The sequence below is a fragment of the Bacillus sp. 5w2 genome (assembly GCF_054353775.1).
This window is the reverse complement of sequence record NZ_JBTIWT010000019.1, coordinates 40951-54248: the sequence shown is the minus strand read 5'-3', so window position 1 is coordinate 54248 and position 13298 is coordinate 40951. Positions and strand designations below refer to the sequence as shown.

Here is a 13298-nt window from a genome sequence, read left to right as displayed (position 1 = left end):
AAATGGCAGTTGGATTTTCTGTAGACATATTTTTCTATGAGGCAGGACACCCTGACTTTTTACACAGCTTTTTCTCAACAATCTCTTATCACACTGAACCTGAGGGATGGGGAACTAAATATCCTCTACTAATGAAAGACTTATATTTTGATAAACTAAAGTGGCAAGATGTCCCTGAGGCTTTAAAAAATGTAGAAGAAATCAGAGAAACATTAAGTAAAATACCTCCATCAGAGGTACTATGGGACATTGAGGACTTAACTAAAAGACCACCTTGGGGAGATAAAATTCCTTCTAAAATAACTAACTTAGCAAACTACCATTCTATTCAAGGGAAAGACTTTCTTACTTTGTTAAAAAATGCCCTAAAGGAGTCGGAGGATTGCAAATCAGATGTAAAAGTTGAGAAGTTAGGTAAATAATTTCCTTAAACAACAAGGTAGAATTTTAACAAATAGTCAGTTGACCGAAATAATGAACTATTCAACAAACGGATTATACTGATGTTTATATATAGGTTAAAGACGGATCGAGAGTTCGAATCTCTCCTGGGACGCTAACAAAACCTTGTTATCTTTTGATAACAAGGTTTTTTGTTTGTCTACAAATTAATGTATGTGCAAGAAGTTTAAAAATATTATAACGGGATATATGATAATGAGTATATGTAACAGATTAAAGTGCATTAAAAAAGAGCGCCGTTTATGCGGCCTGTTCCTCATATTTAATTTAAAGAATCAATAGGCTTATGATGGAACTCAAATCCACATCCGTATTCTCCTAATTTTTCACTTAGAATGTTATAAAACTTTTTACCATTCTAGTGCGATTGAGTATCCGTTATCGGAACTTATCCCCGGCAATGTGTTACAATTAATAGAAGCGAAAAACGAGAATCTCCAATTGACTGGACGTGTGATTGGCTGGACAGTTTAAGCAGGTTGTATAAAAAAGGGAGATGGCGAAAAGATGGCGAAATCTAAAGAGAATGATTTAACGGAGAAATTGGCAGAAGGTCACCGAAAATATGGTGACGGCAACTTTACAGTGCAGAACATCGGTGATGAAACTAACCCGAATTGGACTGTTGTAAAAAATGTGAGGAAGGGATCGGCAGGCATTCGCGAAGGAGAAGATATATTAAGACTGCGATCCAAATATATAAAATAGTACGGAAATGGGCGGAGCGGGAGTTCGAATCTTTCTTGGGACGCTAAGAAACCCTTGTTATCTTTTGATAACAAGGGTTTTTGTTTAGTTATTAATAAATTTTTCAAAAACAAAACCGTAATCTTTCACGTTATATTGTTTCTTTGTATCAACGAGCCAGTTAAAGGCGATCTCGTTCATTTCTTTAAATTGCTCTGCTAAATTTACTTGTGCGTTTGAAATGCGGCTAAAAGCATTAGATGCCATATCTAGACTTTTATGTGCATACTGCAATGTAATATCGTTGTCGTATGAGATTTCTTCAATTTTAAGTAAAGCTTTATATAAATCTTTTAATTCTTCAATATGTTTTTTGTGAACATCAATTGAATAATGCTCATCGCCCATTTGAAACTTAATTTCTACATCTAAATCAATCGTTCCGGCAGTTTCAAGTGCTACGTTTTTAATTTGATATTTACTATAGCTAAAGCGGCGTAGTGTGCGTTTTTTACTTGTTGCGCTCGTACCATCTAGGTGGATTAATCCTTTGTTTGTGAAACAATATTCATCTGATTTTGATTTAATTAGAAAATAAATTTTCTCCCCATCTTCATGCATCACATAATCATCAGCATCAACTTTATCGTAATCTTTTGGTGTAATGACAGATCCTACATCACTTAGTCCTAATACATCTGCAGCCATTTTTTTAAACATACATAATCCCCCTTTTAAATTAAATTCTTAATTGTATAAAAATATATTAACACGATTTCAATAAAGTGTTTTCTTATAATTAAAAACATTTGAAGGTAAGTTAAGAAAAGGAATCAATGTTATTTAAAAAATATATAAAAGGTGTTGAGTAAAAGTGCACCACCATACAAAAACAAAAGGAGATTTAGCGGTTTTAAAAGCTCAAGTTGATTTGTATGAAAAAGGATATATGATTTTAATACCACAAACAGAGCATTCGCCATTCGATCTTGTAGTGTATAAAGATGGAGTATGTAAGAGAGTGCAAGTGAAATATAGAGAATTAAATTCGAGGGGGATTCTTGAAGTTAGATTCCGTTCTAGTTATTCTACGGCCAGCGGAGTCGCTACAAAAGAAGTGAATAAAGAAGAAATAGATGTGTATTGCGTATATTGTCCTCAAACAGATTCCTGTTATTATTTCAATCCCAAATTATTTAGTAAATCTATTAGTTTAAGGGCCGATTCTCCGAAAAATAACCAAGAGAAAAAAGTTAATTTTGCAAGTGATTATAGAGAAATTCCGTGAAAGCCCCTCAAGTGATATGAGGTGTTTTTTTATACCTTTTTTGAAATCTTACAATTCTGTAAGGTAACTGTAAGGAAGTTCGATGGTAACAAATTGCTAATCCTCTATAATGAAGGTAACAACGATAAAACGAGGAGGAAGAAATGATGAAAGGGTTAATCGTAACGGGTTTAACAGTAGCTTTTGGATTTGTAGCGTATGAAAAATTAACGTATGTAGTTGATGTTGTAAAACATTTAATCGCTTAGAGAAAACTGCGGTGAGAGGGAAAGGGAATGAGTGAATGAATGGAATGGTTATTTGGAATTATAGGTACTTGTAGTGTAGTGTTATTGTTCTTTGTCCCGAGTGGTATACTTAGTTCGACAACGAGTTTGTTCTTCTTAAGTTTGTTTGCTTGTACGATGCTTATTATTATGTTTTTAATGAAGCGAAGTAAACCAATCTTCTATTTTAGCATGATTGTTATGGCAATCATTGTTCTCCAAATTATTACCCTTGTTATATACCCCACTATTATAAAAGCTTTCCATTAATGATGAATCCTCTGCTTTCATTGCTGAGGGTTTTTATTTGCACATTTTTAATTTTGAGTAAGGATTTGTTTATATTGAAATATAAAAATTAAATATTCCTATATTTCAAACAAAGGTTTTTGGGATGTTGTATTCTCATTACTCATTTGATATATTTACTTTAAAGATAATTAAAATCTAGAAAAAGAGGCGGACGTATGGATAAAAAAGAAAATACGGTCGTATTGTTTCCGCAACTATCAGAGCGATATATTGATGAAGGTTTTTTAGCGCTGAAAGAGCGGAAATTCGAAGATGCATTGCGTTGCTTTGAAATATTACGTCAGTATAATGCAGAAACGGAACAAACGGAACTAGCTTCGGTTATTTGTTTGTTAGAATTAAAACATATGGAAGAAGCGAAAGACAAATGTGAACAGTTGCTTGAAACGGGAGCTGTATTATTTGGTGATATTCTTGAAACATATGTGACGATTTTAGTTCAAACAAATGATTATGAAGGCGTTATTGAAACCGTTGAAAAAGTTTTGCAAACGAAAGATATAATGCCTGAGCAAAAGGACAAATTAGCGCAGCTCGCTTTATTTGCAGAAGGTATGTTAAATGAAGTAGATACGTCACTAGTCGATTCGAATTTTGAATTAGATGAGTTTACTAATGAAATGTTTGGAGAAAGCTTTGGGCAAAAATTAAGAGCAATTCAGCAACTTTCGTTAAAAGACTTGGATCTTGCATTACCTATTTTAAAGAAATTTTTAATAGACGAAAAACAGCACCCTTATTTGAAAACTTCTATTTTGTATAAAATGATAGAAAATCAAATAGAAGAAGAGATAGAGGTTGAAAAGTTTGGGAATACGATCAAGGTGATTCCAGCATTTACAGGTCATAATGAGGAGCAATCCGATAACATTATACATACATTATCAAGTCGATTAGAGCAAAATTATCCCGATATATTTGATGCGATGGTTACATATTGGAAAGAATTGCAAATTGGCGTTTTCCCATTCGCTCTATTAATGGATAAGGTGGAGATTTGGGCTGCTGTTTTAGAGAGAATTGGGAGAAAGCGTTTCGGATTGACTATTGATGAAGAAGAGCTTATGACAGCGTATAATATTGAATTAGAAGAGTTTCATATTGCCTATCAATGGTTATTACGTGTTGAAAGAGAAGGATATTTGCCCGTATAATTATGAAAAAGAATCGTTCGGTTCTTGAAACGAGCATATTCTATGTTATAATGTAAGGGTTGCAAAAGGCAGAAATCTGCCTGTTTGTAAGAGAAGAGAAGTGTAATTCTCTTACTTAATATGTTTCATATTATTCTCGAACAAAATATACCGTAATTGTCTTTTAGGCAATTAGTAGATTGGAACATTATATCTGAAAGCTTTGGCTAGAGGATTATTTGTACTTTTGTTATTTCAAAAAAGAGATAATGAAGATTTTAATCTATAGAGGTATGTGCATACATTATTATAGTTGGAGGGAAAGAATAAATGGCTGCAAAATGGGAAAAATTAGAAGGTAACGTAGGCGTTTTAACAATCGAAGTTGATGCTAAAGAAGTAAACAACTCTATCGACGCTGCGTTCAAAAAAGTAGTAAAAACAATCAACGTACCAGGTTTCCGTAAAGGAAAAATGCCTCGTCCGTTATTCGAACAACGCTTTGGTATCGAATCTTTATACCAAGATGCTTTAGATATCATCTTACCAAAAGCATACGGTGAAGCGATCGATGAAGCTGGTATCTTCCCAGTTGATCATCCTGAAATCGACATCGAGAAGTTCGAAAAAAATGCTAACCTTATCTTCACTGCAAAAGTTACAGTGAAACCTGAAGTTAAATTAGGTGAGTACAAAGGTTTAGCAGTAGAAAAAGTTGAAACAACTGTAACTGACGAAGATGTAGAGAACGAATTAAAATCTTTACAAGAGCGTCAAGCTGAACTAGTTGTTAAAGAAGAAGGAACTGTTGAAAATGGTGATACAGCTGTAATCGACTTCGAAGGTTTCGTTGATGGCGAAGCATTTGAAGGCGGAAAAGGCGAAAACTATTCTCTTGCAATCGGTTCTGGTACTTTCATCCCTGGTTTCGAAGAGCAAGTAATTGGTCTTAAATCTGGTGATTCTAAAGAAGTTGAAGTATCATTCCCAGAAGAGTACCACGCTGCTGAATTAGCTGGTAAACCAGCTACATTCAAAGTAACAATTCACGAAATCAAAACAAAAGAACTTCCTGAGTTAAACGACGAGTTCGCTAAAGAAGCAGACGAAGCGGTTGCAACTCTTGATGAATTAAAAGCAAAACTTCGTACAAACTTAGAAGAAGGCAAAAAGCATGAAGCTGAGCACAAAGTACGTGACGAAGTAGTAGAATTAGCTGCTGCTAACGCTGAAATCGAAATTCCAGAAGCTATGATCGACACTGAGTTAGATCGTATGGTTCGTGAATTCGAGCAACGTTTAAGCCAACAAGGTATGAACCTTGAGCTTTACTACCAATTCACAGGTACTGACGCTGACAAGTTAAAAGAGCAAATGAAAGAAGACGCTCAAAAACGCGTAAGAATCAATCTTGTTCTTGAAGCTATCATTGAAGCTGAAAACATCGAAGTTACTGAAGAAGAAGTAACTGCAGAAGTTGAAAAAATGGCTGAAATGTACGGTATGCCAGTAGACGCTATCAAGCAAGCTCTTGGAAGCGTAGACGCTTTATCTGAAGATCTTAAAGTGCGTAAAGCTGTAGACTTCTTAGTAGAAAACGCTGCATAATAAAATAACAAGGCACGATTTTAATCGTGCCTTGTTTTATAAATATAGAAATATATTTATAAAACTTTTCGATGAAGAAGGAAAACTTCCTTTACAAGTCGAATATACATATTTCAAAAGTTTTAAAAATTTTTTATTTGTACATAACTAGTCATATTATTTGTATTTCTCGCCACGTAGTGACATAATATGTATTTACATACGATACATTTATCGTGTACATACGAAGGCAAGAGATTAGCACTTTGTAAGGGGTGTGAAAATATGTTTAAATTTAATGATGAAAAAGGTCAATTAAAATGTTCTTTCTGTGGTAAAACACAAACGCAAGTTCGAAAGCTAGTTGCAGGTCCAGGTGTTTACATTTGTGACGAGTGTATCGAGCTTTGTACTGAAATTGTACAAGAGGAGCTTGCGAAGGACGAAGAAGTAGAATTCAAAGATGTACCGAAACCGGTAGAAATTCGTGAAATCTTAGATGAGTATGTCATCGGACAAGATAACGCGAAAAAAGCACTAGCGGTAGCGGTATATAACCATTACAAACGCATTAATTCTAACAGTAAAATTGATGATGTAGAATTAGCGAAGAGTAATATTTCACTTATTGGGCCAACTGGTAGTGGTAAAACATTATTGGCACAAACATTAGCGCGTATTTTAAATGTTCCATTTGCGATCGCGGACGCAACATCTTTAACAGAAGCTGGATATGTAGGGGAAGATGTAGAAAACATCTTACTAAAATTAATCCAAGCAGCTGATTATGATGTAGAGAAAGCGGAAAAAGGAATCATTTATATTGATGAGATTGATAAAGTGGCACGTAAGTCCGAAAATCCATCAATTACACGTGATGTATCTGGTGAAGGCGTACAGCAGGCACTTCTGAAAATTCTAGAAGGTACTGTAGCAAGCGTTCCACCTCAAGGTGGTCGTAAGCACCCGCATCAAGAGTTTATTCAAATTGATACAACGAACATCCTATTCATTTGTGGTGGAGCGTTTGATGGCATCGAGCCTATTATTAAACGTCGCCTTGGTGAGAAAGTAATTGGATTTGGTGCTGAGAAGAAAAATGCTGATGTGAATGAAAAGCATGTTTTATCTCACGTTTTACCAGAGGATCTTTTAAGATTCGGTTTAATTCCGGAGTTTATCGGTCGTCTTCCAGTTATTGCGAACCTAGAGCCGCTTGATGAAGATGCTCTTGTAGATATTTTAACGAAACCGAAAAATGCACTTGTTAAGCAATTCCAAAAATTATTGGAGCTTGACGATGTTGAGTTAGAGTTTGAAGAAGGTGCACTAGTTGAGATTGCGAAAAAAGCAATTGAACGTAAAACAGGTGCTCGTGGACTTCGTTCTATTATTGAAGGTTTGATGCTGGATGTAATGTTCGAACTTCCATCTCGCAAAGATATCGAGAAGTGTATTCTTACGAAAGAAACAGTAGCTGATAATGAACCACCGAAATTGGTGTTACAAGATGGTACTGTACTTGATACAAAAACATCTGCATAATGCGAAGAAGAAACAGCAATTTTTATAATTGCTGTTTTTCTTTATGTTTAGCTATGTTCCTCCGCGGAAATACTAAGAGATAAAAAATTGCGGGAGGAAATAAATGATGAGCTGGACAAATATATTTTTACTTGTTCAACTTGTTTTTGGCGTAATTGTCGGATTGTATTTTTGGCATTTACTTCGAAATCAGCGAACACAAAAAGTTTCAATTGATCGAGAATCGAAAAAAGAATTAGAACAGCTTCGTAAAATGCGCGAGATTTCTTTAACAGAGCCGCTTGCGGAAAAGGTGCGTCCTACATCCTTTTTAGATATTGTAGGGCAAGAGGACGGGATTAAGTCGTTAAAAGCGGCTCTTTGTGGCCCGAATCCGCAGCATGTGATTATATATGGTCCACCAGGTGTGGGAAAGACAGCGGCAGCACGTCTTGTATTAGAAGAAGCGAAACGAAATCCGAAATCTCCATTTCGCACGAATGCAACATTTATTGAACTGGATGCGACGACAGCAAGGTTTGATGAACGTGGTATTGCAGACCCTTTAATTGGTTCGGTGCATGATCCGATTTATCAAGGTGCTGGTGCAATGGGGCAAGCAGGTATTCCGCAACCGAAAAAAGGTGCGGTAACAGATGCGCACGGTGGTATTTTGTTTATTGATGAGATCGGAGAACTACACCCGATTCAAATGAACAAAATGTTAAAGGTGCTAGAAGATCGAAAAGTGTTTTTGGAAAGTGCGTACTACAGTGAAGAGAATACGATGATTCCAACGTATATACATGACATTTTTCAAAAAGGTTTACCAGCTGATTTTCGTTTAGTTGGTGCGACGACACGTTCGCCAGAGGAGATTCCTCCTGCTATTCGGTCGCGCTGTTTAGAAGTGTTTTTCCGTGAGTTAGATACAGAAGAAATTCAAAAAGTTGCGAAGAATGCAGCTGACAAAGTGGAAATGCAAATAGGTGAAAATGGTATTGAAATGATCGGGATGTATGCAAGAAATGGACGAGAAGCGATTAATCTTGTACAAATTTCTGCTGGCATGGCAATCAATGAAGAACGTTCTTTCATTAAAGATGAAGATATAGAGTGGGTTGTTCACTCTAGTCAACTTACACCGAAATATGAAAAACGTATTTATCCTATTCCAAGAATTGGTCTTGTAAATGGACTTGCTGTATACGGACCGAATACAGGCGCGTTATTAGAAATTGAAGTAACAGCAATCAAGGCGAAAGATAAAGGGTCGGTAAATGTTACTGGAATTGTAGAAGAGGAAAGTATTGGTAGTCAAACAAAATCAATTCGCCGTAAAAGTATGGCGAAAGGTTCTGTAGATAATGTATTAACAGTACTTCGTTCTCTAGATGTGTTGCCAGAAGGGTACGATATACATATTAATTTTCCAGGTGGTATTCCGATTGATGGGCCTTCGGCAGGAATCGCTATGGCAACAGGTGTATATTCAGCAGTGCATCGTACGTATGTGGATAATGAAGTAGCGATGACGGGTGAGATAAGTATACACGGGGAAGTGAAACCTATTGGTGGTGTGTACGCAAAAATAAAGGCTGCCAAAAAAGCGGGTGCTAAGAAAGTTATCATTCCTGCTGAAAACATGCAACCGTTTTTGTATACAATAAAAGGAATTGAAATCATTCCTGTTCGTAAGTTAAAAGAAGTATTTGAGCTAACATTTATGCAGGGAAATATGCATCGAGAGCTTGATATACATACTGCTGTAGACGAAACAGATGCACAGTCAATGTGAGGATGAACGATAATAAAATTTGCCAGACTTCGTTTAAGTTTGTATGCTTAAGCGGAGTCTTTTTCTTTTCATAAGGGAGAAAAAACGAGGGATTTACAATTGCGGAGAATCTCTGCAATTGCATCTAGATGTATTGTAATATAAAATAGTTGAACAGGAGTTTATTTTATTATGGAGGTGCTATGTCTAGTATGAATACGAATGAAAGAATCGTACCCCTCCTACCATTAAGAGGCGTTCTCGTATATCCAACGATGGTTCTGCATCTTGATGTAGGACGTGATAAATCGATACAAGCACTAGAGCAGGCGGCAATGGATGAAAATATCATCTTTTTAGCGATGCAAAAAGAAATGAATATCGATGATCCGAAAGAAGATGACATATATAGTGTAGGTACAGTGGCGAAAGTGAAGCAAATGTTAAAGTTGCCAAACGGTACGCTTCGTGTCCTTGTAGAAGGTTTACATAGAGCAGAAGTAGTAGAGTTTATCGAAGAAGAAAATGCAGTGCAAGTTTCTATTAAAACGGTAACGGAAGAAGTGGAAGATGATCTAGAAGAGAAAGCTCTTATGCGTACGTTACTGGAGCATTTCGAACAATATATTAAAGTTTCGAAAAAAGTTTCAAATGAAACATTTGCAACGGTAGCTGATGTAGAAGAGCCAGGAAGATTAGCGGATTTAATTGCTTCTCACTTGCCAATTAAAACGAAGCAGAAACAAGAAATCTTAGAGATTGTATCTGTGAAGGAACGATTACATACACTTATTTCAATTATTCAAGATGAACAAGAGTTACTTAGTTTAGAAAAGAAAATTGGACAAAAAGTGAAACGTTCAATGGAGCGCACGCAAAAAGAATATTTCTTACGTGAGCAAATGAAGGCGATTCAAACTGAACTTGGCGATAAAGAAGGTAAGGGCGGGGAAGTTGAAGAACTTCGTGAGAAAATTGAAAAGTCGGGAATGCCTGAAGAAACAATGAAGGCTGCACTGAAAGAATTAGACCGTTATGAAAAGTTACCAGCAAGTTCTGCGGAGAGCGGTGTTATTCGCAATTATATGGATTGGTTATTAGCGCTTCCGTGGACAGAAGCAACAGAAGATATGATTGACCTTGCTCATTCTGAAGAGATTTTAAACAAAGATCATTACGGTCTGGAGAAAGTGAAAGAGCGCGTACTTGAATATTTAGCTGTACAGAAGTTAACGAATTCATTAAAAGGACCTATCCTTTGCTTAGTAGGACCTCCTGGGGTCGGGAAAACTTCGTTAGCACGTTCGATTGCAACATCATTGAATCGTAATTTCGTCCGTGTATCCCTTGGTGGGATACGCGATGAATCTGAAATTCGTGGTCACCGTCGTACGTACGTTGGAGCAATGCCAGGACGCATTATTCAAGGTATGAAAAAGGCGAAAACAGTTAATCCAGTCTTCTTATTAGATGAGATTGATAAAATGTCTAACGATTTCCGTGGAGATCCATCAGCAGCATTACTCGAAGTGTTAGACCCAGAACAAAACCATAATTTCAGTGATCATTACATTGAAGAACCGTATGATCTATCGAAAGTTATGTTTGTAGCAACTGCTAATACACTTTCAAGTATTCCAGGTCCGTTGCTTGACCGTATGGAAATTATTTCGATTGCTGGCTATACAGAACTTGAAAAAGTTCACATTGCTCGTGAACATTTATTGCCGAAACAATTAAAAGAGCATGGCTTACGAAAAGGTAATTTACAAGTACGTGATGAAGCGCTTCTTGAAATTATTCGTTATTATACACGTGAGGCTGGTGTTCGTACGCTAGAGCGCCAAATTGCAAAAGTTTGCCGTAAAGCAGCAAAAATTATCGTTACAGCAGAACGCAAGCGCATTGTTGTAACAGAGAAAAATGTTGTTGATTTACTGGGTAAGCACATTTTCCGTTATGGGCAAGCTGAAAAAACAGACCAAGTTGGTATGGCGACAGGTTTAGCGTATACAGCAGCAGGCGGCGATACACTTGCGATTGAAGTTTCTGTAGCGCCAGGTAAAGGGAAATTAATTTTAACAGGGAAACTTGGGGATGTTATGAAAGAATCCGCACAAGCAGCGTTTAGCTATATTCGTTCTCGTGCAGAAGAGCTTCAGATTGATCCGAATTTCCATGAGAAAAATGATATTCATATTCATGTTCCAGAAGGGGCAGTTCCAAAAGATGGACCGTCAGCAGGTATTACGATGGCAACGGCACTTATTTCTGCACTAACAGGTATTCCTGTAAGTAAAGAAGTGGGGATGACAGGTGAAATTACACTTCGTGGTCGTGTATTACCAATTGGTGGTTTAAAAGAAAAAACATTAAGTGCTCACCGCGCAGGCTTAACAAAAATTATTTTGCCAGCAGAAAACGAGAAAGATTTAGATGATATTCCAGAAAGCGTAAAAGAAAACCTTACGTTTGTGCTTGCATCTCATTTAGATGAAGTATTGGAGCACGCATTAGTAGGAGTGAAACAATGAAAGTAACAAAAGCAGATATTGTAATTAGTGCTGTTAAACCAGAACAATATCCAGACAGTGATTTACCAGAAATTGCATTAGCAGGTCGTTCAAATGTCGGGAAGTCTTCCTTTATTAATAAAATTTTAAATCGTAAAAAGTTAGTGCGTATTTCCTCTAAACCAGGAAAAACGCAAACATTAAACTTTTTCTTAATCAATGAGATGATGCATTTTGTTGACGTTCCAGGTTATGGATATGCGAAAGTATCTAAATCAGAGCGCGCAGCATGGGGCAAGATGATTGAAACATACTTTACAACGCGTGAGCAATTAGACGCAGCTGTATTAGTAGTTGATTTACGTCACCAACCAACAAACGATGACGTGATGATGTATGATTTCTTAAAGCATTATGAAATCCCAACAATTATTATTGCGACGAAAGCTGATAAAATTCCGAAAGGGAAATGGCAAAAGCATTTAAAAGTTGTAAAAGAAACGCTTGCTGTTGAAATTGGCGATGAAATTGTTCTATTCTCTTCTGAAACAGGACTTGGAAAAGAAGAAGCGTGGAAGGCAATTCATAGAATGACAAAAACAAAAAACGCGTGACAAATGTCGCGCGTTTTTTTATATATACTTTTATCTTACGTTTAATGTAACTTCAATATTACCTCTCGTTGCTTTTGAATAAGGACATACACCGTGAGCAGCTTCTACAAGTTCTTGTGCTTCGGCATGAGAAACGCCAGCAACGTGTACATCAAGTACAGCAGATAGGCCGAAACCTCCATCTGTATCCTTTCCAATCGAAACGTGAGCAGTTACTTCTGTACTTTCCACTTTCACACGCTTTGTACGAATGACAAGTTGTAAGGCACTATCAAAACAAGCGGCATAACCAGCAGCAAATAGTTGTTCTGGATTTGTTGCCTCTCCGCCTGCACCACCTAGTGCTTTCGGCATTTTTACATCAAGATTTAATATGCCATCATCTGAAACTACTTTCCCATTTCTTCCGCCTGTAGCTGTTACTGAAGCAGTATATAATTTATCCATATTTATTCCCCTTTTCTATCATTAATTGTTTTCATTGTTTCAATTAGTTTATTTAATTGAATTAATAAAGAACGATATTCTTGCTCTGTAATTCCTAAATTTGTAGCCATCGTTGTCGGTAATGAACAAGCCTTATCTTTTAAATCTTTACCTTGTTCTGTTAATTCAATACAAACTTTTCGTTCGTCTTCTTTGGAACGAACACGTTTTACAAGGTTTAATGATTCCATCCGTTTTAACATAGGTGTTAACGTACCGGAATCTAAAAATAGACGCTCTCCAATTTCTTTTACTGTTAGTCCGTCTTGTTCCCATAGTACGAGTAAAGTAATGTACTGGGGATACGTAATACCCATTTCTTCTAAATAGGGACGGTAAAAGCGGGTAACTTCCCTAGAACAAGCGTAAATAGAAAAACAAAGTTGGTTATCTAGATGCAAAGAATTCTCCGTCATACATAACTCCCTTCTAATTAAGTTGTGCGCAATTTAATTTTGTAAAATCAATATAACGAAAAAAAAGTACAATGTCAAATACATTGTATGGAGAAAGTATGTGCTACATTTTGGAACAATCATACATATTTTCCTTCATGATGAAAGAAGATAGGAAAGATGATGCTATAATTTATATGGAATAGTTTCCATCACTTGATTATGAGGACTTTTTTTGGTAACGTACAAATAGA

13 protein-coding genes are annotated in these 13298 nt (G+C 36.3%); 10 read left to right on the top strand and 3 right to left on the bottom strand.

The annotated features are described in order from the left end of the window. Window positions 1–2 precede the first annotated feature (2 nt). Together ACXY7N_RS24350 and ACXY7N_RS24345 are read left to right on the top strand one after the other, a co-directional pair. Window positions 3–422 (top strand): Imm70 family immunity protein, encoded by a 420-nt coding sequence (locus ACXY7N_RS24350; protein WP_016135395.1) that lies wholly within the window; start codon window positions 3–5, stop codon window positions 420–422. Between the two features lie 547 nt (window positions 423–969). Next, window positions 970–1170, top strand: coding sequence for a hypothetical protein (locus tag ACXY7N_RS24345; RefSeq protein ID WP_016086090.1), 201 nt, complete (start codon window positions 970–972; stop codon window positions 1168–1170). Window positions 1171–1254: 84 nt separating this feature from the next. Here the strand turns inward: ACXY7N_RS24345 and ACXY7N_RS24340 are convergent, their stop codons facing one another. Next, window positions 1255–1869 (bottom strand): PH domain-containing protein, encoded by a 615-nt coding sequence (locus tag ACXY7N_RS24340; protein WP_000473869.1) that lies wholly within the window; start codon window positions 1867–1869, stop codon window positions 1255–1257. A 154-nt stretch (window positions 1870–2023) separates the two neighbouring features. On the opposite strand from ACXY7N_RS24340, the gene ACXY7N_RS24335 reads away from it, so the two are divergent. The 8 genes from ACXY7N_RS24335 (at window position 2024) to ysxC (ending at window position 12163) form a co-directional block, all read left to right on the top strand. Beyond that, window positions 2024–2437 carry a group I intron-associated PD-(D/E)XK endonuclease gene (locus tag ACXY7N_RS24335; RefSeq protein ID WP_098985950.1) on the top strand — a complete coding sequence of 138 codons (414 nt, stop codon included), beginning with the start codon at window positions 2024–2026 and terminating at the stop codon, window positions 2435–2437. 287 nt (window positions 2438–2724) lie between these two features. Then, window positions 2725–2973 (top strand): hypothetical protein, encoded by a 249-nt coding sequence (locus tag ACXY7N_RS24330; RefSeq protein WP_001983650.1) that lies wholly within the window; start codon window positions 2725–2727, stop codon window positions 2971–2973. A 197-nt stretch (window positions 2974–3170) separates the two neighbouring features. Further along, entirely contained in the window at window positions 3171–4169 is a 999-nt protein-coding gene (locus ACXY7N_RS24325) for a hypothetical protein (protein ID WP_016086093.1), read from the top strand. Window positions 4170–4478: 309 nt separating this feature from the next. Beyond that, on the top strand, window positions 4479–5756 hold the full coding sequence (gene tig / locus ACXY7N_RS24320) for a trigger factor (protein ID WP_016086094.1): 1278 nt from the start codon (window positions 4479–4481) through the stop codon (window positions 5754–5756). Window positions 5757–6020: 264 nt separating this feature from the next. Then, a complete protein-coding gene (gene clpX / locus ACXY7N_RS24315) occupies window positions 6021–7280 on the top strand; it encodes an ATP-dependent protease ATP-binding subunit ClpX (RefSeq protein WP_000472285.1) in 1260 nt (419 codons plus the stop codon). Between the two features lie 106 nt (window positions 7281–7386). Then, on the top strand, window positions 7387–9057 hold the full coding sequence (lonB, locus tag ACXY7N_RS24310; RefSeq protein WP_033659894.1) for an ATP-dependent protease LonB: 1671 nt from the start codon (window positions 7387–7389) through the stop codon (window positions 9055–9057). Window positions 9058–9239: 182 nt separating this feature from the next. Beyond that, on the top strand, window positions 9240–11570 hold the full coding sequence (gene lon / locus ACXY7N_RS24305) for an endopeptidase La (RefSeq protein WP_016086096.1): 2331 nt from the start codon (window positions 9240–9242) through the stop codon (window positions 11568–11570). After that, complete coding sequence (ysxC, locus tag ACXY7N_RS24300; RefSeq protein WP_000869115.1) at window positions 11567–12163, top strand: ribosome biogenesis GTP-binding protein YsxC; 597 nt, start codon at window positions 11567–11569, stop codon at window positions 12161–12163. Before lon ends, ysxC begins: the two co-directional genes overlap by 4 nt. A 30-nt stretch (window positions 12164–12193) precedes the next feature. Here the strand turns inward: ysxC and ACXY7N_RS24295 are convergent, their stop codons facing one another. Further along, window positions 12194–12610 (bottom strand): organic hydroperoxide resistance protein, encoded by a 417-nt coding sequence (locus tag ACXY7N_RS24295; protein ID WP_000359777.1) that lies wholly within the window; start codon window positions 12608–12610, stop codon window positions 12194–12196. A gap of 2 nt (window positions 12611–12612) precedes the next feature. Then, window positions 12613–13065 carry a MarR family winged helix-turn-helix transcriptional regulator gene (locus ACXY7N_RS24290; protein ID WP_016086097.1) on the bottom strand — a complete coding sequence of 151 codons (453 nt, stop codon included), beginning with the start codon at window positions 13063–13065 and terminating at the stop codon, window positions 12613–12615. Window positions 13066–13298 lie beyond the last annotated feature (233 nt).